The sequence below is a fragment of the Mesorhizobium sp. M0088 genome, from assembly GCF_040322895.1.
Taxonomy (GTDB): domain Bacteria; phylum Pseudomonadota; class Alphaproteobacteria; order Rhizobiales; family Rhizobiaceae; genus Mesorhizobium.
On sequence record NZ_JAMYUI010000008.1, the window covers coordinates 120,254 to 141,758 of the forward strand.

Genomic DNA, 21,505 nt, shown 5'->3' on the forward strand with positions numbered 1-21,505 from the left:
GATTCTCGCTCAAGGTCCGTCTCCTCATCTCCATGATAGCAGGAAGACGGAGGGCTAAGAGAGACCTTCGCAACGACGGCCAAGCAGCCGTCCGAATCGGCAACGCTCCGCCACCGGACCCACGGATGCCCATTTGCTGCCGCTTGCCGGTTGACGGCTATCGGTTCATCATTGTGAATACCCTGGCCGTGAAGGGCGTGGCGAGATCACGAGTCATGGCCCCAAGAGCCGGATGATTGCAGGCCGAATCGACCTGAAATCTGAATCCATCTCTAGGTCAAAGAGACAGAGCAGGATGTGGTCCGAAAACCGCTTCACACTTTTCGGCATCATGCTCGGGTGAGGTTTCCATGGACTGCTCGGGCTGCGGTTTCGAGATTGAGGGCGGTTACGCCTTCTGTCCGAAGTGTGGCAGGCGCCAGCCTGTGCCATGCGCCAGCTGCGGCTACCCCTGCGCACCTGATTTCGAGTTCTGTCCGAAATGTGGGGCAAGCCTTGGTGCGTCCGCAAAAGCCGCCGAACGGTCTGTTCCGAAACCAAGCGGGACCATCGTGCCGCCTTCTCGAATCCTGTCGCTGCCTACGAACATCGAAAGCTATGGGCTGCATCCCGTCTCTGACGCCGATCGCCGGACGGTAACGGTCCTGTTCGCCGACCTTTGCGGCTTCACGACACTCAGCGAACAACTCGACCCCGAGGTGATGCAAGCTCTGCAGAACGCGCTGTTCAAGGAATTGACGGCGGCCGTGCGGAACTTTGGCGGTTTCGTGGACAAATTCATCGGCGATGCGCTGCTCGCTTTGTTCGGTGCGCCGGTGGCGCATGAAGACGACCCGGAACGTGCGCTTTGCGCCGCTCTCGACATGATCGCCCGGACGGCGCGGCTCGGTGAAGGCACCCCCCACTCCGGCTCGCCTCTGTTACTCCACATCGGCATAAACACCGGTCCGGTGGTTACTGGCGGATTGGGCATCGGCACCGCCAAATCCTATTCGGTGACCGGCGACACCGTGAATACGGCGCAGCGCCTGCAATCGCTGGCCGCACCGGGTGAGGTGCTGGTAGGCGAACTCACTCACAGGCTGACCCGGCATGCCTTTTCTTACGAGTCGCTGGGCGATGTCGTGCTTCGCGGCAAGGCCGGCAGCGTGCTCGTCCATCGACTGGATGCACCGCTTGCGGCCCCGCGTGCAGCACGTGGGCTCGAGGCGCTCGGCCTCAGCGCGCCGATGATTGGTCGCGGTGCGGAGCTTCATAGAATGTTGGCGAGCCTTGACCAGGCGTGCGACGGCTCGGCCCAACTTGTCCGCCTCGTCGGAGAAGCCGGTATCGGGAAATCGCGGCTGGTGAAGGAGTTCGTCGCCCGCGTCGGCGACGAGGATCGTTTTCGCAACGTCGCCGTGCGGCAGGCCGCGTGCTCACCGCTGGGCGAACAATCATTTGGCGCCTTGGACGCAGTTGTGCGCAGCGCTGCGGGGATGATGCAGAACGAAAATGGGGATGAAATAAGGGGGAAGCTCGCAGCCTTGCTTACCGATCTCGGCCTGCAGGGCGAAGAGGCGAAGCGACTGATGCCTTTGCTTTACCATGTGCTTGGCCTTGGCGACCCCGATGCCACCTTGCAGCATGTCGAACCCGAGCAGCTGCGGCGGCAAATTCTTTACGCAGTCCGCACAATCATCGAGCGGCGGCTTGCGTTGTCGCCGCTGTTGATTGTCGTGGAAGACCTGCACTGGGCCGACGCCGTGTCGCTCGAGGCACTGCGTTTCGTGATGGACAGGTTGGAACGCACACGGTTGATGTTGCTGGTCACGCATCGTCCGGCGCCGGACAACGACCAGCTCGATTCAAGTCGGGTCAGTCACACGGCGCTCAGGCTTTCGCCGCTCAACAATGATGACGGACGCAGCCTGCTGGCGGCGCTTTTCGGCGAGAGCTGGGTAAACTCCGCAGGAGGGCTTCTCGGCCAGATCCTCGAGCGCGCGGGCGGCAACCCGCTCTTTTTAGAGGAGATCGTTCGCGGTCTTATCGATCGCGGTGTATTGATGCGCGAGGGCCAGCGATGGCGGACTGTGGCAGGCGAAGTCGCAACCGGCATTCCCGCCACGATCCAGGCAATGTTGCTTGCTCGGGTCGACCGGTTGCCCCAAGAGGTGCGCCGGTTGGCCCAGGAAGCCGCGGTAATTGGCCCGCGCTTCGATGCCACCCTTCTGAAAACCGTTACATCCGACCCCGGCCGGCTAGAAGCCGGCTGCGAACTGCTTTGCGATGCGGAAATCATCGAGGAAGTTGCCGGATCTGGCTCGGGCTCGTCGCAAAGCTACCGCTTTACGCAAACATTGCTGCAGGACGTGATCTACCAGAATCTGCTCCTGCAACGCCGGACCGACATCCACGGACGGGTCGGTTCTGCCTTGGAGCAACTGTGCGGCGACAAGCCGGAACGGCTCGAGGATTTGGCCGTGCTCGGTCATCATTTCGCACAGAGCGCCGAGCGGGAGAAGGGCGCGCATTACCTGCAGGCGGCGGGTGATCGCGCTCGCATGATATACGCCAACGATGACGCCCTTCGTTTCTATGAGCGAGCACTGACCGCATTGGGTGCGATCGGGCAAACACCGCTCAAACTGGCAATCGCAGAGCGCATTGCCGATCTGAGCGGCCCGGCAGGCCGCCGCCAGGTCGCGCACCACCACTACGAGGCGGTGTTGCTGGCATACCGCCAGTCGGCAGATCGTGTCGCTTCGGCACGAGTTTTGCGTAAGGTCGGGCGGCTGCTCTGGGACGTCGGCAAGCGGGACAACGCAGAATCCCGCTATGCTGAAGCGGCAGCGCTCCTCGATGGAGCGGATGCCCCGATCGAGCAGGCGCATCTCTGGCAAGAACGTGGCCGACAGGCGTTCCGGAGCGGAGATCACTCCCTCGCGGCAAAATGGGCGGACGCGGCGCTGGATTGCGTACGCACTTTGACGACGGAGCATGTTTCCGACGTAGGACGCGATGCCACTCTTGTGACCGCCGAGGCACTTAATACCAAGGCTGTTGCGCTGGCTCGCCTCGGACGAAACCGTGAAGCCGTTGGCCAGGTCGAGCGCAGCATTGAATTGGCCGAAGCCGCCGGTCTGCTGGGTGCGGCCTGCCGCGGCTACACCAATCTCGGCGTGCTCTACACGACTATCGATCCGGCAAAGGCGATGGAGGTCTGTCGGCGCGGTCTGGACGTGGCGCGCCATATTGGTGATCTGGGTTTCCAGGCCCGCCTCCTCGCCAATCTGGCGGTCGCTTGTTGTACTTTCACGGATCGCTGTCCAACGGAGGGCGTGCCTGCCGCCGAGAAGGCTATCGAGATCGACCGGGCGCTCGACCAGCGCGAGCACCTGCCGGTGCCGTTGATCGTGCTTGGGCAGATCCACCAGTGCAACGGCCGTCCTGAACTGGCGGTTGGCCTGTTCCACGAAGCACTGGACGTCGCCCGCGAAATGGGCGAGCCCCAACTGCTCTTTCCGTGCTATGATGGTCTCGCAACGCTTAATCTGGACCTCGACAATCTGGCCGAGGCCGAACGCTACTTTTCCCTGGCGCAGGGTATATGCGTCCAGCACGGGCTCGACCCGGAAGCGCTTGTGGTGCTGCCTTTTCTCGACTAGCCGGGGTTAGGGGTTGGAAATGTCCGCGCCTAGTGACTTGGTACCGCTTCAACCGGGCGACCGTGCGCCGAACCTGGTGCTTGACGCCATTACCCAGGAAGGCAAGATCGCGCTCGATGACTTTCGCGGGCAAAAACCAGTGCTGGTCGGCCTGTTTCGAGGTCTGCATTGTGCCTTCTGCCGGCGCCACATCGCCGCCCAGGCGCGGCTTGATCCGGAGCTGCGCGAAAGGGGCGTGGAGAGCCTGACGGTGGTCAACACGCCGATCGAACGAGCGCGTCTCTATTTCCGCTACCACCCGATGCCGAACCTGCTTGCGGCCTCCGACCCTGAACGCGCTTCACATCGTGCTTTTGGACTACCCAATCTCGAATTCACCCAAAACGAGACGAACTGGCCGTACAAGGTCTCGATGGCAGCAGCAAAGGATATGCGGGTCGACATACCAGGCGAGTTGCCCGGTCCCATGGATCCTTTTGCAGCGAGCGAAATCCTCGATAGGAAGGACCCTTACGAAGTGACCGAAGCCGACGAACAGATGATCGCAACAGGACACGGACAATTGGTCGGTCAATTCCTGCTGGACAGGCAGGGAATTGTCCGCTGGAGTTTCACGGAGGTTCCGGAGGGGGGGCGATACATGTTTGGGGCGCCCAACCCGAAGGAACTGATGTCAGCTGTGTCGCAAGTCGCCCAATGAGGTCCCGTTTGATCAAATCTTCACGTTAATAATTTGCGGCTTGAGATGCAGTGCGCTCCAGCGTCGGCAAGCGACAATCAGGCTGGGAGCCGCCACATTCGTACACGACCTGCACCACGCAATTCCGTTTCCTCAAGTGGATCGCAAGCAAATTTTGGTCCCAGCAGTTGGCGCGTTGCATCGGAAATACGGATTTCACTGGGCTCCGCGGACGTTTGAATACGCGAGGCGAGATTAACGGTCTCGCCCCACAAGTCATAGGCGAACCGTCTTTTGCCTATGACGCCAGCGACGATCGGTCCCGAGTGAATTCCAATTCTCAGTCTTATCGGTTCTCCTGCGAAGCTTTCGCGTTTGACCGCCTTGCGCAGTTCAACTGCGTAGTGCGCCAGGGCTTGTGCATGATCGGATCGCGCGGTGGGCAGGCCCGCGACCACCATCACACAATCGCCGATTGTCTTGATCTTTTCGCAGCCGTGCCGTTCCGCGAGCCGATCCGCCGCCTTGAAGAAGTAATTCAAGATAGCGAGCGTCGTCACCGCTCCGACGCTGCGCGCTCTTTCCGTAAAACCGACGATATCGGCAAAAAGCACACTCACCTCTGCGTGGTTGTCTGCAATTTTCTTGTGCGCTTTCAACCGCTCCGCGATCGACGCCGGAAGAATGTTGAGGAGCAGGGATTCGGCGCGCTGGTATTCACGCGACAATCCCTCCTGACTCTTCCTCAACGCCTCATTGGCCGAATGTAACTTCTCGTTGAGTTGGCGCTCCCTCTCTTGCAGAAGAGTCATTTCATAAGCCTTCTGTTGAAGCCGCTGCTTGTTGTCGCGTTCGGCAGTGGCATCAAGAAAGAGCAGCCACACGCAGTCATCATCAGCAAAAAGATGAAGGTCCGCGACACGCCCGCTGGGCAGTTCGACCATAGGCATATGAAATGGAAGCTCCGGGCAAGGCAGCAAACCTTCCATGAATTCAAGCTGATCGGCAACAGGCTTACCGATGCCAAGGGGTGAGAGCCCGTAATGTTCAACGTTACCGCCCTTCGCCGCTGTCCGCAGCTGGGCGTCAATTTTCACATACGCAATAGCACGCTCGTTGTAGAAGAAATCGTAAATCCAGTTTCCGATCTCTCTTGGCAATCTTTGCATGGTCTATTTGGTGACCATCGAAGCGAGTTTAAGAAACGCATCATCGACATGCTCACCCGAGAGCGCACTTGTCAGATAGACCTGCCATCCACGTTGCCTCAGTTCGTCGATTTCTCTATCCGGTATTACCCACCGATCGGCCAGATCTGATTTGTTGAAAAGCAATACGAACGGCATAGCACCGAATTCAGCCTCGACCCGCTCGCGCAGCGTGAGCGCGGCGGTAAGGGTAGCGGCGCGGGTTCCATCGACGACAAGCACGAGGCCTGTCGCACCTCGCACATGGCTGACGCGGAATGAGCCGATATCATCTTCGCCGGCCAAATCCCATAAAATCAGATCCACTGTTTTGTCCGGGAGTGCGACACTCTTTTTGTCGATCTTCACTCCCACCGTGGTCAAGTAGGTTTCTGAAAAGATGCTTTTCACAAACCTGCGGACCAGGCTCGTCTTTCCGACAGAGAACCCGCCCAGCATACAGATCTTTTTTTGCAACATCTTGGGCTCCGCCCTAGTCCAGGTTTACCGTAACCGAAACCCGGCGATTGGTGGAGCTACCAGCCTGACTATTTTCAGGCACCGCCGGTTCAAAGGTACCCGCACCCCGAACCAGCAGCAGTTCCGGAGCGACGCCGCGCTTTTTGAGAAGCGCACGAACTGTCTCGGCACGGGCGGCGCTGATCGACGCGTTGGCCGTCTCACGGCCCGTGGTGTCCGAATGGCCGGTCAACATGAACCGCGCAGTTACGCCTGACTTGCGGGCACTTTGGGCGAATTCCTTTATTTGATCCGCCAATCTGTCGAGAACCGGCGTCTGCTCTGGTCCCGGCACAACTTTGCCGGAAGAGAAGAAAATATCGGTCGTCTGGATGGCCTCTCTCAAATGATTGAGCTCTGCAAGGTCCAGTTCACGCAGCTGCGAGACATCCAGAACCACTCCGTCCGCCGAAAGTTGTTCAGCGGCGGCCTGCGCCCGGTTGATCCAGGCGGCAGGAGCCTCGCCCACGACAACGATGCGACCCTGGATGATCGAAAGTCGGACCGATTTCGGCGGCGTCAGCGACGCCGTCAGCCGCTTCACCACAAACTTCGGATCAAGGCTCTGGTAGAATTGCCACTGTGAATGAACGCGGGCAGGATCGACCTCCGTTCCGGACAGCAGAGCTTGCGGGTCGGCGGCAAGCGGGTCTCGCAGGCCGGAAATATAGAAATGTCCACCCCTGGCCGATTGTTGGGCGACGACAATTCCCGGTTGGGCCTCAAGTCGCGACACATAATACTGCCAGTGCTCCGCCGCGCGTGCTTCGGGGCTCACATCACGAACCTTGGAGATGTCGAATTCCGGTCCGCCTGCCGAAAGCTGTCGGGCCGCTGCGCGCGCCCGATCTATCCAGGTGTCGGGAGCCTCGCCCTCGGCAATGATGCGATCATTGACGATCGAAAGTCGTACTGTATCTGGCGGATACAGCGACGCCGTCAGCCGTTTCAACACGAACTCCGGCTCAAGGCTCTGATAGAATTGCCATTGTGAATGAACCCGGGCGGGATCGACCTGCGTTCCAGACAACAGCGACTGAGGGTCGTCGGCAAGCGGGTCTCTCAGGCCGGCAATATAGAATTGGCCGTCGCGTATCTTTTGTTGTGCAACGATGATGCCCGGCTGGGCCTCCAGTCGCGACACATAGGCCTGCCAGCGCTTCGCCTCGAGTACTTCGGGGCTTACGTCACGAACCTTGGAGATGTCGAATTCCGGTCCGCCTGCCGAAAGCTGTCGGGCCGCTGCACGCGCCCGATCTATCCAGGTGTCGGGGGCCTCACCCTCGGCAACGATGCGCTCATTGTCGATTGATAGTCGTACTGAATCCGGCGGAGCCAGCGACGCCTTCAGCCGCTTCAGCACGAACTCCGGTTCAAGGCTCTGATAGAATTGCCACTGCGAATGAACCTGGGCGGGATCGACCTCAGTTCCAGACAACAGGGACTGCGGGTCGGCGGCAAGCGGGTCTCTCAGGCCGGCAATATAGAATTGGCCGTCGCGCGCCTGTTGTTCGGCAACGATGATGCCCGGCTGGGCCTCCAGTCGCGACACGTAGGCCTGCCAGCGCGACACATAAGCTTGCCAGCGCTGCGCTGATTGCCAGGAAAGAAAGTACCAACCGCCTGCCAGGCTCAAAAGCAGCAGGGCAACCACCGCCACCAGCCACGGAAATCCCTCGTTTGATTCCTCCTGCTTGAGCTCGACGCAGGTCTGCAACTGCGCCTCTACGCTGGCCAACTGCGAACCGTCGCCGTCAAACTGCTCTAAAGCCTGTGAGGATTCCTCATGGATGCGAAGCAATACATCGCGAACTATTTCATGCAATCCCTCTGGCGGATTTCCCCGGATCACCGAAACCAGCGTCGCAAACGGTCCAACTTCTGACCAGAGACGAAGGTCGCCAAAACGAATTGTGTCCAGGCCGCTCTGCTCTTTCTCGTTAAACGAGTCCTTCACAAAATCCTGAATTGCACTAAGCATCGAAGAGATGAGTTGAGGATCTTCGCTCGTTGCATTATCGGCGGTTACATGCGCTATCAAAAGACCGGAATTACGGTGAATGAGAAAGGCATGCTCTATACGATAAACAAGAGAGTGCTTAAGAACAACTTCCGAAAAGCTTGCTCCTGTCCTCCAAGATTCAAATCTCCACTTGAGCCCATGCCAGGTAAATATATGTCTTAGAGTTTCGTTCAGCGACTGAAAGGTCTGGTCGATCTTTTCCCCGATCGACTTGCGAATTGCCGGCAGAAACACCGGGTATAATATATCCGTCAGTGTGCGCGGGCTCTTCTGGATTGACCGTTGCACAGCCCTTTCGACAGCTGGCGCAAGCGCCTCGCCGAGCTGCGCATGAGGCGCTCGCGCGGCCGCACTGGGAAGAATGTCGCCCACTGCTGCCGCAAGCTGCTCGGGTTCGTCCAGCAGATGCGTAACTCGTGAAAGCTCCGAAATTTCGCGGCTGACCAGCAACTGGCGCAGCGTTTCCATGCGAGGATCGGCGGTTGGGACTCCGTCGAAACGCGCACGATAGTCCGGATCAACGTTCCGGGCAATTTCGACCAAAAGACGAGCCAGAGCCTCGCGATCAATTTCTGTATCGTTCGAGGCTGTTCTTTGTGGAAGACTGATTGGGTCGACGGTTGACGTCAAGGTCCCATCAACTCACTTTCCAGCTACGATCCGAGTTGCCCTTGCTGCCGACGGGATCCTGATTCAGACATTTCGCAACCTCTACAAACAGGCCAGCCAAAAGATTTCGGTCGGTCTTAACGTTGCTGAGATCGGCAAACATTTTCTCAATCAGCATCTGAACGCCTTCATTCTTCTGCTTGATTTCCTCACGCAGCAAATGATCGTTTCGATTTATCCGGTCCGAAACGTCCCGCTCAAGCGCGCTCAATTGATCCGACAACGCACGCACCTGCTTTTCAAGTGCCTGGTTTTGCTCGCGAAGATTCCGGTCAATCTCCTTGTCGGCATCGGCTCGTGAGTCTTTTTCGTTCCGCAATTGCGCCGCGAGCGAATCGATCTGCTTCTTTGCATTTGACTCGTACATCTCAAGATTGCGCTTGGCTTCGGATTCGACATCCTTGAAGCGTTGCAACACCCGTTCTTCAAGCTTGGAAAAACGGCGGTCATAGTCCTGCATCTGGTTGCCGAACAGCAGATCGCGTATCTTGTCGACACCTACGGCGTCGCCGGCGCCCCCGTTTTCGCGAACCTGGGCCGCCATGAAGTTCAGCCCGCTTCCGTCTGCATTACCAATCAAATTTGCGTCCGCCTTGTTTGCGGAGGAAACGGCACTCGAAGTACTCGAAGATTCCTTGGCCATCCTTATACCCCTCTATTTGAACACCTGCCACAGTGCAGAGACCCATAAACAGATGAAGATGCCAGCAAAATCCGCGACCCGCAAGCCGGAATCTTCTTGGCGCAAGCCAATTTGGGTGCTCTTTTTACACCTCTTGCACTGGCAGAAAAAGCACCAGTACCGCTAGGTGTTGCTCTCACCCCTCTCTGTGATAGCAACCATAGCCATTTAACCTAATTGGCTATCGGGCGAAATCTACTATGAAGCCGAGTGATACAATGGCATTATGTATATCTATTTAGGCAGATTTAAGTAACAAGTTTTTATTAGAAATTGCTAAAATAGCTATTCCGGCGGGCAGCATATTGCCTCTCGCTCCGCTATATACTGCCACCATCAGCTTCCGGCGCGAGCTCAACAGTAGAAGGAGCATCTTCTTTTCACACGAGGAATCGCCGATCGAGAATGCAGCCCGGAATCGCGGTGTTTCGGTCGATAGGAGAGAGCAATAGGCCCCAATAGCTGGCAGTCATTCAACCAAAGCTTCAGTGGGCTTGCATTGTTGCGTCGTCGATTGCAAAGGACGCCAGTTTGCCATAGCCAAGTGCCAGGGACCGCAGCTTGTGGTCATGGTGCCGATTTCAGGGATCGACATGAGTATGCGGCATGCTTGGTTTTGACGTGCATCTGCGACAGCCGGCGCCCGATCTCGGCGGCACGGATGAAATGCTGCGCCAGGCTTCTAACGTCGCTAACAGGACAGGAGCAAGCTCGCCCTGCAGCCAAATGGCGGCGCGACGGCTCGGAAGAGTTCACGGGAGACTGTTTGGACGCAGCATCATCGATGACCGTTTCCTTTGGCGGGAAATCGCCGGCTATGTCTTGGGACTCTTGTACCTTCGAACCAGGCGTGGGTAAGACGGCATGGCGCATAATCCATTGGTTTCAATCGTGGTTCCTGCGCACAACGCAGAGGTAACGCTGGCGCGCGCACTCGATTGCCTCCTCGATCAGGAAATCGTGGATTGGGAGGCGATCATCGTCGACGACGCCTCCACGGACCGCACCGCCGCGATCATTGCCGGTTATGTGGAGCAAGATGCCCGATTTCGGACGTTGAGTTCTTGCGCGCATGGCCCCGCCGGCGCGCGCAATAGCGGGATTTCGGCGGCGCGCGGCCACTGGCTCATGTTTCTGGATGCACACGATTGGGTAGACGCCAGCTTCCTCGCGAAAATGCTAGCCGCACTGGAGGCCGCGCCCGATTCAGTGGCCGCCTATTGCGGCTCTCAGTGCGTGATGCCCGATGGCGAACTTATTCCGTTGAGCGTCTCTTCAGAGGTTGCGGTCCAGCCCTTTGAAACATTTGCCCGCCGGTGTGCCATCGCCACTCACGCGCTGCTGGTCGACCGGGAGACAATCGTCGAGTTAGGCGGTTTCGATGTGTCGCTGCGCACATGCGAGGACTGGGATCTGTGGCAGCGCCTCGCCCGCCTCGGCAGGAATTGGGTAATGGTCGACGAGCCGCTCGCCTTTTACCGGGCTAGCTCCAACTCGCTCACCCGCAATTCATCTCAGATGCTGGCCGACGCGGAAATCGTGATCGCCCGTGGCTTCTCTGCCGACTCCAGAGTCAAACACCCGGTGACTATCCACGCCAACGGAGCGAACTCGGCGGATGGCCGCACCGCTTCCGAAGCACTCGCGTGGTTCGCATTTTGGAACGCCGCGTCGGATTGCGGCGGCGGCTCGGGCTCGATCAACCCGCAGTCCCTGCGCGCGCTTCCGGCCGGACGCAAGTGGGCGAGTGAGATCGCCAAGGTAGCCGTCAACGGCCTTGCGGTGGGAAGCCTGTCTGTGCCGGCGCAACTGGCTGCCGGGTGGGGAAGGTTCGGCGGCGCCATCACCGAGTTGATTACCGAACTCGGCAAGGTCTGGGCCAATCCCGCGGCGGCTCGCCGCATCCAGTATCAGCTTGAGCAAATGCTTCTCGACGCCGACGATCTTGGCGCGCCGCGCAGACTGGCGCGAACACTTGGAATCCGCGTCGACGCTCGAAATCCGACCTCGACCGAACTGCCGGACGGAATCGACCAAATCTATGCCTACCTGATGATGGATGGCCACATCGAGGCCGTCGTACAATTCGGCGTGCTCGGGACAGTGACAAGGGATCATTGGATTGAACTGATCCGGAATTTCGCACCGCAAAAGGAGGCTGGCGCCAACACTCCGAACACGCTTCCAGCCGGGGCATTGTCAGGCACAGCCAAACGCGGGCCTGATCCGGACAGCCATTTCGGCAAACTCGCGCGATTGGCTGCGCAAGCGCGGGAGCTGGTCCGGTCGAGCGCCGAACCAGCGGAGCCTCCCGCGGCGCCGCGGCGTGCACGGGTCAGGCACGACGAGGATCGCACGTCGTTCTGGAATGGCTATTTCGCGACCGAGGACCCCTGGAACTACGGTTCGTCCTATGAGCAGGAAAAATATGAGCGGCAGCTCGAGATTCTGCCTGGGGGTCCCATCGGACGGGCGCTTGAGCTCGCCTGCGCGGAGGGCCATTTCACGCGGCAGCTGGCGCCGCGAGTGGGCCATCTGACCGCAACCGACATCTCCGCCATAGCCGTCGGACGGGCCCGTGCGCGATGCAGCGATCAGCCGAATATTGAATTCGGCGTACTGGATTTCTCCGCCGACACGCTGCCGGGTGAGATGGATCTGATCTTCTGTTCGGAAGTGCTCTACTATCTGGATGATCTCGCCGAGTTGCGGCGCATTGCCAAAAAATTCGCAGAGGCGTTGGCGCCTGGCGGCAGTTTCATCAGCGCCCACGCATTCGTGCTGCGTGACAATGTTGAAAGGACGGGCTTCGACTGGAACACATTCGGGGCACAAGCGATCTCAGAGGCGCTCGCAGCGACCGAAGGTCTCGTCCTCGAGCAGTCGATCCAGACCGAGCTCTATCGCATAGACCGCTTCCGCCGCCTGTCACCGGACGATGTGGTGACGGAACCGAGGATTGATCATGCGCCGATCCGCGCGCCTATCGGACTCGGTGTCGCCCGAAATATCGTCTGGGGCGGGGCGCGGGCCTTGCGCCGCGACGTCGCGCGCAGCGAGCGGCGGCCACGTATCCCTGTCCTCATGTACCACAGCGTCGCCGAAGAAGGTCCGGCCGCCCTCGCCCGTTTTCGGCTAACGCCTGCCGCATTCGCCAGCCAGATGGCATGGCTGCGCGCCAATGGCTTTCACGCAACCACATCCGAGCAACTGGAACGGTCCATCGCCAACCGTCAGCCTTTCGCTGGCCGCCCAGTGCTCATCACCTTCGATGACGGCTTCCAGAATTTTGCCGACCATGCCTGGCCAACCTTGCGCGCGAACGACCTGACCGCGGAAGTGTTCCTGGTGACTGACCTGGTGGGTGAAAGCGCGCAGTGGGATTCCGAAAACGGTCCGCCGACGCAGCTTATGGATGCCGGGACGGTGCGGCGGCTCGCCGCCGAAGGCGCGTTCTTCGGAAGCCATCTCGCGACGCATCGCGCGATCGATGGTCTGTCGAGTTCTGACTTGGCCGCCGAACTGCTGCGCTCTCGTATGTTCATCGAACATTGGACCGGTCGGCCAACCTCGGCGTTCGCGGCACCCTTCTCTGTCACCGACCGACGGCTCGGCAGACTGGCCAAGGAGTCCGGCTATCGGATCGGCTTCGGCAGCAGACACGGGCCGGCGGACCTTAATTGCGATCCCATCGACCTTCCACGCATCGAGATTCGCGGGGATCGCTCGCTCGACGACTTTGTCGCCACCGTCGAGGCCATGCTCGATTAAACGGTGAATTTGTCACGGTCATCGGTTCCGCTCACGTGCGCAAGATCGACGAAACGCTCCGCACTCGCCAGACTGCCGCGATCGCTCGATGTCACCCCAAGATCGGAATGACCTGCCCCGGCGGCTGAGTAAACACTGCCAAAATACCCGGCGCATCAGCATATTCAAGCGTGGCATGCGTGGCATGCGTGGCACCTATCAGCCCTGCGCAGAAAGCATCTGCACCGCTACCTCTCCGAATATGACTTCCGCCATAATTCACGCGCAGCCCCTGGCATGAACGACGATGCGTGGGCCGGTCGCAGCCTTGATGGTATCGTCGGCAAACGCTCGGGTTACTGCATACGGAGCGACGCCGCTTAAGCCGACCCAGTGCAGGCTAACTGTATTCGGTAGCCGCTTTTCCCGAGCAGATGGATTTCAGATTACGAGCAAATAAGTAAACGTCTCCGAAGTAGTTCGGGTACATTTCAGCAAGCTTTTCTTTCTTATCCACCTCGACCAAGACAGCCTTCACCTCACTGCCCCTTAGCTCGATTTTTTGCTCGATCTCTTTCAATTTTCGTGCGCCTGATGTAATTACCCTGAAATGATCGACAGTCAGTTTATGATCTTTCCCATATTGAAGCAAATAGTATCGCGTTTTTTCCGCTTGCCGTATAAAATTTTCTGGGAATCGGGTAGTATTCTTGATTTTTTTTAGTATGCCGATCGCATCTATACGCTTGTTGAGATCCCGCAATTCTCGAACCCGGTCATTGTGATCCGGAACACTTACATGAACGGGGCACTGCTCAACGTGCGCGAATTCCGCCGACATAAGCTGGAAAAGGCGAAGCCAATCTTGGTCGCCCTCTCCGTGCTTCAAATCCTGGCCCCGGAATAGCCCGACAGCCTCAACCGCAGTTGCCCATGAGTGCTGAAGCTTGGTACGAACTTGCAACTCGATGCGTCGTCCGTCGAAAGCCTCGGTGTCGGCATCTCGGGATCGGTATTTGAAAACAATATGGTGACTTCGATACCCGTCCGGCTTCGGCTCATCGATATAGTTAAACTCCCTAGAGTGGATCTCATGGGGGAACTTGTCTCGCATCGATGCGAGAAGCGAGCGAACACCTTTGATATCGGCCATGATCGCCCGGCAACCGCCGATGTCGTTCATGGTGTCCAAATTGGTGGTGGACTCTCGAAGCTTCCGACGAATGGATGCCATGCGCTTTGGCCGGGATGCCATGTCGCCCTCCAGTCGCAGGGCTCTTATGTGATGACGGACAGAGAACCGAACGCTGCGCATCGGCAGAAAGTGCGAGTCGCGCCAGCTATTGGCGATTGAGAAGATTTCGAGTGCGTCCACATACTGGCCGACAGTGATGTCTCGTCCGAACTGAATAGGTTTTGCCAGCCGGTCGCCTGCCTTGCGAACGGCTTTCATGCTGTAGGCAAGGCGCGGGTACTCAGTCATTGGAGCCAAGAAGTCATGGTAGCCCGCCTCATTCTGGACTGGCGGGACTATCGCAGGGGAATCAGATCCCAAGAGTCATATCCGTTTGGGTAAGCTAAGTACCATAGCGCGCGACATCGGATCTCCGCGAGCGAGATACCGTCTCGGCCGTATCTGCCTAGATCGCGCCCCTGGACATGACGCGGACGTACATGCCGCCATGCTCAGGCGGCTTTCCACTACAGCCATCGCCGCCGCCGACACCGAACCATCGCCACCGCACACGACCACAAGGTCGGCCATTTGGCGCAGGAGAACTATGTCACTGGCAATCTCCGGCAAGACCTCGACCGGGGCGGATTTCAGATCTCGGCGCGCCGCTTTGATGCTCCAGAACGTCGCCGGCGTCCCGCTGGAGCCTGCGACAGAAGATGCGCTCAAGCCCATTGCCGGAGAGATTTAAATCGGCAGGGCCAGATCGGCCTGGCTCCTGTAAAATCTGGAGCCGGGTCGCGATTGGCCGGAACCAAACAGAACAGCCGTAATTATCAGCCGAGGGACCGCAACCGCATAGGAAGCGGAACGATGGCTGAAATTCTTGATCTCGAACTTGGCAGTTCAAGGTTGCGCGTCAAACGTGCCGAGAAATCGTTGAAGCGCGCAAAGGAAGAAACGGACAGGAAAAATGGCGTGGTGAATATCGCCCTGTGCTGCAGGATCCGGGCAGCTCAAAAGCGCGTGACGGAGGCCCCGGGAGCGCCAGACCAATATGTATACGTGGGAGGCCTCCAAATCACCCCGAATGGACATGAAATGGCGAGGAGTTGCCGTCATGACAATACTGTTTGAGCCGCTGGACTCGGATTACCACAAGCGCAGCGTGCTTTATCACGCCACGCGGTTGTCGATGCTCCACGATCGAATGCTGATGCGTTTCAACAAGGTTGACGAAGCGGCCGACAAGGTTGAAGCCGCAGCGGCCGTGCTGGTCGATGTCACCCACGGCTCTGCCGTCGATGCGTTCCAAGACGCGGTGTTCCGGAATTCGTCGGCAGATTTCCTTCAGATGGAAACAGGCCAGACCCTTGGGCTCTGAACTGCAAGGGATGACGCCAGTGTTTCGGCAGCTAGGGCCGCCTGCGCCCGCTTGGGGCGTCTCAATGTAGCTTTCTGCATTATCTGGATCGGCGAGCGGTCCAGTTGGTCTTTCCCGCATTCGAGGCAGCGGCCGCGAATGCGGCATCATAGTGAATACCGATGTCAATTCGCGTCGGCCTTTGGTGGCCCGAGAGGAAACCGAAGGGAACTGACTGCGGCGCGACCGCCTACGTCATCGAGACGCTCGACCGGGTTCCGGCGCAGCTTCGCGTGGTCCGCATTATTCCGCCCCAAATAGACTTCTGCGAGACGGTGGTGCAACCGTCACCCGGAGCGGCCCCCATCGCCGGCGGCCCGCTAACGCTGACGTTGCTGGCGCAAGTTCGCCGCCCTTTCGGACGCCTTAATTGTGGTTTGAGTGCGCCGTCGAAAACAGTCTCAAGTTCCCCACCGACTGCCTGACGGACGCGTCCGGCCCCTCCGCATTTACTCTTTGGTAACCCTCCGAAGTCGGAAGACAAAACGTATCGGCTCCTTTTGCCTTCCATCGTGTTAGGGCTTGGAACAAACCAACGGAGCTGTGAGTAAAATGGCCACCGTAACCAACGCCAAGGGTGTTCCGCTCCCCTATAGTGGGTCCTCCGCAAAGTGGTACTCGGCAACGAATTCGGGCCCGGCCCTCTACGGCAGCATCTATAACGATTCGCTGTATGGCGACGGCAGCGTCAGCGTCACGATGTATGGCGGCAAGGGCGACGATATTTACTACCTGTACTCCGCGAAAAACAAAGCGGTGGAGCTGCCCAACGAGGGCATCGATACGATCTCGACCTGGATGAGCTACAGGCTGCCGGCGAATTTTGAGAATCTGACGGTCACGGGCGATAAACAATATGCCTTCGGAAACGCTCTGAACAATATCATCGTCGGCGGTTCCGGCCAGCAGACGCTCGACGGCTTGAAAGGCGACGATGTTCTCAAGGGTGGCTCCGGCGCTGACATTTTTGTCGTCAAACCGGGCAATGGCAGCGACCTCATTCTCGACTTCGGCGCCGACGACACCGTGCGCGTCGGAGGCTACGGCTTCACCTCCTTCGACCAGGTGCACGCCAACATGGTGCAGTCGGGATCGAACGTCCGACTCACCCTGTCGCCAACCGAGTTTCTCGTCTTCGCCAACAAGACCATCGACCAGTTCAGCGCCAACCAGTTCGATCTCGCCCTGGACAAGTCGCATCTGACGCTCACCTTCTCGGACGAGTTCAATACTTTGAACCTGCACAGCGGTTCTAGCGGGACCTGGGACACGAACTTCTGGTGGGGTGCTCCGAACGGCAGCTCGCTCACCACCAACAGCGAGCTTCAGTGGTATATCGACACCAGCTACGCCCCCACGAGTTCGGTCAACCCGTTCAGCGTCCAGGACGGTGTTCTCACCATTACGGCCGCCCGGGCTCCCGACGCGATCAAGCCCTACATAAACAACTATGATTACACGTCAGGTCTGTTGACGACCTACCATTCCTTCGCACAGACCTACGGCTATTTCGAAATTCGAGCTGACATGCCCGAAAAGCAGGGTGCATGGCCGGCCTTCTGGCTTCTTCCGGCGGATGGCTCCTGGCCGCCGGAACTGGACGCAGTGGAGATGGTCGGCCAGGATCCCAACAAGCTCACCCTGACCAGCCACTCGAACGCGACGGGGTCGCATACGAAAGTGACATCGACCGTATATGCAGCGGATACCGAAGGGTTCCACAAATATGGGGTGCTTTGGACCCCGAGCGAGCTGGTCTGGTATTTCGACGATGTCGAAGTTGCCCGCGCACCAACGCCTGCCGACATGCACAAGCCAATGTATATGCTGGTCAACCAGGCTGTCGGCGGCATGGCGGGAGCGCCCGCCGACGGGCTTGCCACCCCTTCTGAAATGCACGTCGACTATGTCCATGCCTACGCGCTGAATGATTGGTTCATCTAGGTGCCATGCTGGAAGATGGAGTGAAACCGACACCCTTCGCCAACCGGTCTTGGACGCGTTCATTGCCGCTTGCGCCCGCGCTGGACCCGAGGTGAAGGAAGATGTCTCACATCCATCCATCTGAGCCGCCGCGAACGACGCTCACGGCGATATTCGCTTCCTTTCGCCGGGCATTCGCCGGCATCGCCTTGATGAGCGGGGTCGTCAACGTCCTGGCGCTGACCGGCTCGTTCTTCATGCTGCAGGTCTACGATCGCGTCATTCCCGGCCGCAGCGTGCCGACGTTGGTCGGCCTTTGCGTGTTTGCGGGCACGCTGTTCGTCTTTCAGGGCGTCCTCGAACTGATCCGATCGCGGCTGCTGGTGCGTATCGGCATGGCGCTCGATGCGCGGCTCAGCGGGCAGGTGTACATCGCACTGATGCGTCTGCCGTTGCGCACGAAGCTCACCGGCGATGGCTTGCAATCATTGCGGGACCTCGATCAGGTCCGGTCGTTCCTGTCGAGCGCTGGGCCGACCGCGCTGTTCGACCTGCCTTGGATGCCGCTTTACCTCGCAATCTGTTTCCTGTTCCATTTCTGGATCGGCATGACTGCGCTGCTCGGCGCCGTCATCCTGTTTGGCCTGACCTTGCTTGCGGAGGTGCGCACCAGGCAGCCCGCGAAACGTGCCAACACACAGGCCGCTGCGCGCAACACGCTGGCGGAGGCGACGCGCCGCAATGTCGAGGTGCTTCAGGCAATGGGTTTTGGCCCACGCATCGCCGAGCGCTGGTCAGGCATCAACGCCGACTATCTCAGCACCAATGCCAAGGCGAGCGATTTGGCGGGGACGCTCGGAACGACATCGAAAGTCGTGCGCATGATGCTTCAATCCGGCATCCTGGCGATCGGCGCCTGGCTCGTCATCCATCAGGAGGCGACGGGCGGCATCATGATCGCCAGCTCGATCATGATGAGCCGAGCGCTGGCACCGATCGAACTCGCGATCGCGCATTGGAAGAGCTTCGTCAGCGCCCGACAGGCCTGGGCGCGCCTGACTCAGCTTCTGGGGCTGCTGCCCGAGGCGGCAACAAGTGTCTCGCTTCCGCCACCGTCGTTTCGCCTCTCGGTAGAGGGCATCAGTGTGGCGCCGCCGGGCGAGCGTCGCCTTGTCGTCCAGGATGCGGGCTTCGTGCTGCAGAAGGGCGCCGGCCTCGGCATCATCGGTCCGAGCGCTTCGGGAAAATCCTCGCTCGTCAGAGCGATCGCCGGTGTCTGGCTGCCAGTGCGCGGTACCGTCAGGCTCGACGGTGCGACGCTCGACCAGTGGTCGTCGGAAGAACTCGGCAAGCATGTCGGTTATCTGCCGCAGGATGTCGAGTTGTTCGATGGCACCATTGCCGAGAACATAGCTCGCTTCGAACCCCAGCCCCCCTCGGACAAGATACTGGCCGCCGCGCGCGCCGCCGGTGTTCATGATCTGGTGGTCCACCTGCCTGAAGGTTATGAAACGCGTATCGGCGAGGCCGGGTCGGCGCTTTCGGCGGGCCAGCGACAGAGGGTCGCCTTGGCGCGTGCTCTCTATGGCGATCCGTTTCTTGTCATACTCGACGAGCCGAATTCCAATCTCGATGCCGACGGCGAAGCCGCCTTGACGGCGGCGATCCAGGGCGTGCGCGACAGAGGCGGCATGGCCATCGTGGTGGCGCATCGCCCGAGTGCATTGCAAAGCCTTGACCAGATCCTTGTCATGACGAACGGCAGTATTCAGGCCTTTGGCCCGAAGAATGAGATCATGACCAAGGTGACCCGCCCCATCAGTGTTCCGTTAAAAGTTGTCTCAAGTCCTGAAGAGGCGGCGCTCTGATGGCGGAGAGAGCGACATCGGTGATCGACCGGACCATTCGACGTTATCTGCTCGGCGGCGTTGCGACCTCCATCCTTCTGGTCGGTGGAGCGGGCAGCCTTGCAGCGGTGACCGACCTCTCCGGCGCAGTCATTGCCTCGGGAAAGCTGGTTGTCGATTCCAGCGTCAAAAAGGTGCAGCATCCAACCGGCGGCGTGGTCGGCCAGATCTTCGTGCGCGAAGGCGATGCCGTGCAAGCGGGACAGGTTTTGATTCATCTCGATGAAACCGTCACCCGCGCCAATCTGGCCATTGTCACCAAGAGCGCGGATGAACTCGATGCCCGCCTGGCACGTCTCAAGGCCGAGCGCGACGGTGCGGACGCCATCGGTTTTCCGCCGTCGCTGATGTCTCGGCGGGACGATCCGGATGTCAACGGCACAATGGCCGGAGAGCAGTCGCTCTTCGAGTTGCGCCGGCAGGCACGCGCTGGCCAGAAGGCGCAGTTGGCGGAACGTATCTCCCAGCTCGCCGAAGAAGTCTCCGGCCTGACCGAGCAAAAGGACGCCAAGAGCCAGGAAATCAAGCTGATCGGAACCGAGCTCGCGGGCATGCGCACACTATGGCAGCGCAAGCTGGTCTCGATCGATCGGATCACCGCTCTCGAGCGCGAGGCCGTGCGGCTGGAGGCTGAACATGGGCAGCTGACCGCCGCGATAGCGCAGTCGAAAGGCCGCACGTCGGAAATCCGCCTTCAAATCATCCAGATCGATCAGGATCTGCGCAGCGAAGTCGCCACCGAGCTGCGTGAGGTCCAGGCAAGACTCTCGGAACTCGTCGAACGCAAGGTATCGGCCGAGGACCAGCTCAAGCGCATCGACATTCGCAGCCCGCAGGCCGGCGTCGTCCTTCAGCTTGCCGTACATACGATTGGGGGTGTCATCACTGCAGGCGAACCGGTCATGCTCATCGTGCCGGTCGCGGACCAACTGACCGTCGAAGCCCGTGTCGCGCCACAGGACATCGATCAGCTGAAACAGGGGCAGGAGGCGACGCTGCGGCTTTCGGCCTTCAATCAGCGCACAACGCCTGAACTCAACGGAACCGTCAGCAAGATCTCCGCCGATCTCAGCACCGACGAGCGCACCGGCGCCGGTTATTACACCGTGCATATCGTTTTGCCGCGCACGGAACTTGCCAGACTCAAAAGACTGACCCTGGCGCCCGGCATGCCGGTCGAGGTGTTCTTCTCGACCAGCAGCCGCACGATGCTGTCCTATCTCGTCAAGCCCTTGGCCGATCAGATCCAGCGAGCATTCCGGGAGGAGTGAAACGCGCCCGGGCTGCAACGACCGGCCGCTCCCCGTCTCGAGCTCTTCATTGGGCCTGCCGCCTGCATGATGCTGCCGGCGGGCTCGGGTGTCACAACCGAAATCGATGACCGCGACAATCCCTTTTCGAACCGACGTGAGGAACATGCATCCGCAAGCGAAGTTCGGAATTTGCATGGTGTGAGAACACTCCCTCCCTCAAGTCCAAGCTCTGGTGCAGGGCCCGTCGCTGTGACCTCAGCGGCGGGCCTACCTGCAAAGCCGGCAAGCGTTAAATCTTTTCAGGCTGGAACCTGTTTCTGAAATCGAAGTTGGGTTTGCAGCTTGGCTTCCAACCCCGGCCAAGCCTCAAAAGCAAGGCCCGCCGCTGTAGTTGTGTCCTCAGTGGCGGGCCTATTTCGTCTGTCGCCCAAATGTTATATAAGTATTTTCTAAACTAACAGAACATCCAATGAACGCAAAGGGAATGAAATGCATGTATCAGACCATTGGATTTCAAGAATAAGACTTTGGTCTGCTAAGAAATAGCCCACCATCAAGGGACGATAGCGGGCCTTAAAGCCGCTAAAAGCCTCGCGGAATCGGCCGCTATACTGCGATACTGTGACTGTGACTGTGACTAATAGTTCCGGATTGTGGATTGTCGGAAAC

14 protein-coding genes and 1 pseudogene are annotated in these 21,505 nt (G+C 59.2%); 10 read left to right on the forward strand and 5 right to left on the reverse strand.

Going from position 1 to position 21,505, the window contains the following annotated elements:
* Positions 1-350: 350 nt before the first annotated feature.
* Both NKJ67_RS11780 and NKJ67_RS11785 read left to right on the forward strand, forming a co-directional pair.
* Positions 351-3,647 carry an adenylate/guanylate cyclase domain-containing protein gene (locus tag NKJ67_RS11780; protein ID WP_352581408.1) on the forward strand — a complete coding sequence of 1,099 codons (3,297 nt, stop codon included), beginning with the start codon at positions 351-353 and terminating at the stop codon, positions 3,645-3,647.
* Between the two features lie 19 nt (positions 3,648-3,666).
* Positions 3,667-4,347, forward strand: a complete 681-nt coding sequence (locus NKJ67_RS11785) for a redoxin domain-containing protein (protein ID WP_127380484.1) — start codon at positions 3,667-3,669, stop codon at positions 4,345-4,347.
* 77 nt (positions 4,348-4,424) lie between these two features.
* On the opposite strand, the gene NKJ67_RS11790 is transcribed toward NKJ67_RS11785, so the two are convergent.
* The 4 genes from NKJ67_RS11790 to NKJ67_RS11805 are packed head-to-tail and all read right to left on the reverse strand — an operon-like array spanning position 4,425 to position 9,367.
* Entirely contained in the window at positions 4,425-5,495 is a 1,071-nt protein-coding gene (locus NKJ67_RS11790; RefSeq protein WP_352581409.1) for an adenylate/guanylate cyclase domain-containing protein, read from the reverse strand.
* Between the two features lie 3 nt (positions 5,496-5,498).
* Positions 5,499-5,993: a Rab family GTPase gene (locus NKJ67_RS11795; protein WP_023809564.1), complete on the reverse strand. Its 495-nt coding sequence runs from the start codon at positions 5,991-5,993 to the stop codon at positions 5,499-5,501.
* A 13-nt stretch (positions 5,994-6,006) separates the two neighbouring features.
* Positions 6,007-8,685 (reverse strand): OmpA family protein, encoded by a 2,679-nt coding sequence (locus NKJ67_RS11800; protein WP_127408307.1) that lies wholly within the window; start codon positions 8,683-8,685, stop codon positions 6,007-6,009.
* A gap of 7 nt (positions 8,686-8,692) precedes the next feature.
* Complete coding sequence (locus NKJ67_RS11805) at positions 8,693-9,367, reverse strand: coiled-coil domain-containing protein (protein WP_031212622.1); 675 nt, start codon at positions 9,365-9,367, stop codon at positions 8,693-8,695.
* A gap of 903 nt (positions 9,368-10,270) precedes the next feature.
* Here NKJ67_RS11805 and NKJ67_RS11810 point away from each other — a divergent pair.
* On the forward strand, positions 10,271-13,177 hold the full coding sequence (locus tag NKJ67_RS11810) for a trifunctional glycosyltransferase/class I SAM-dependent methyltransferase/polysaccharide deacetylase (RefSeq protein WP_352581410.1): 2,907 nt from the start codon (positions 10,271-10,273) through the stop codon (positions 13,175-13,177).
* Between the two features lie 157 nt (positions 13,178-13,334).
* Positions 13,335-13,540, forward strand: a pseudogene (locus NKJ67_RS11815) (IS1595 family transposase); the annotation flags it as partial.
* 16 nt (positions 13,541-13,556) lie between these two features.
* On the opposite strand, the gene NKJ67_RS11820 reads toward NKJ67_RS11815, so the two are convergent.
* Positions 13,557-14,639 (reverse strand): RelA/SpoT domain-containing protein, encoded by a 1,083-nt coding sequence (locus NKJ67_RS11820; RefSeq protein ID WP_236383200.1) that lies wholly within the window; start codon positions 14,637-14,639, stop codon positions 13,557-13,559.
* 298 nt (positions 14,640-14,937) lie between these two features.
* Between NKJ67_RS11820 and NKJ67_RS11825 the strand changes: the two genes are divergently transcribed.
* The 6 genes from NKJ67_RS11825 to NKJ67_RS11850 all read left to right on the forward strand — a co-directional run bounded on the left by NKJ67_RS11825 (position 14,938) and on the right by NKJ67_RS11850 (position 20,854).
* Positions 14,938-15,081, forward strand: a complete 144-nt coding sequence (locus tag NKJ67_RS11825) for a hypothetical protein (protein ID WP_352581411.1) — start codon at positions 14,938-14,940, stop codon at positions 15,079-15,081.
* Between the two features lie 122 nt (positions 15,082-15,203).
* A complete protein-coding gene (locus NKJ67_RS11830) occupies positions 15,204-15,467 on the forward strand; it encodes a hypothetical protein (RefSeq protein ID WP_352581412.1) in 264 nt (87 codons plus the stop codon).
* A complete protein-coding gene (locus NKJ67_RS11835) occupies positions 15,427-15,714 on the forward strand; it encodes a hypothetical protein (protein ID WP_236383207.1) in 288 nt (95 codons plus the stop codon). The genes NKJ67_RS11830 and NKJ67_RS11835 overlap by 41 nt, the downstream gene beginning before the upstream one ends.
* A 591-nt stretch (positions 15,715-16,305) precedes the next feature.
* Positions 16,306-17,697: an endo-1,3-1,4-beta-glycanase EglC gene (eglC, locus tag NKJ67_RS11840; protein ID WP_236383208.1), complete on the forward strand. Its 1,392-nt coding sequence runs from the start codon at positions 16,306-16,308 to the stop codon at positions 17,695-17,697.
* A 101-nt stretch (positions 17,698-17,798) separates the two neighbouring features.
* Positions 17,799-19,544, forward strand: a complete 1,746-nt coding sequence (locus NKJ67_RS11845; RefSeq protein WP_128363473.1) for a type I secretion system permease/ATPase — start codon at positions 17,799-17,801, stop codon at positions 19,542-19,544.
* Positions 19,544-20,854, forward strand: a complete 1,311-nt coding sequence (locus tag NKJ67_RS11850; RefSeq protein WP_352581413.1) for an HlyD family type I secretion periplasmic adaptor subunit — start codon at positions 19,544-19,546, stop codon at positions 20,852-20,854. The genes NKJ67_RS11845 and NKJ67_RS11850 overlap by 1 nt, the downstream gene beginning before the upstream one ends.
* The last annotated feature ends 651 nt before the right edge of the window (positions 20,855-21,505 follow it).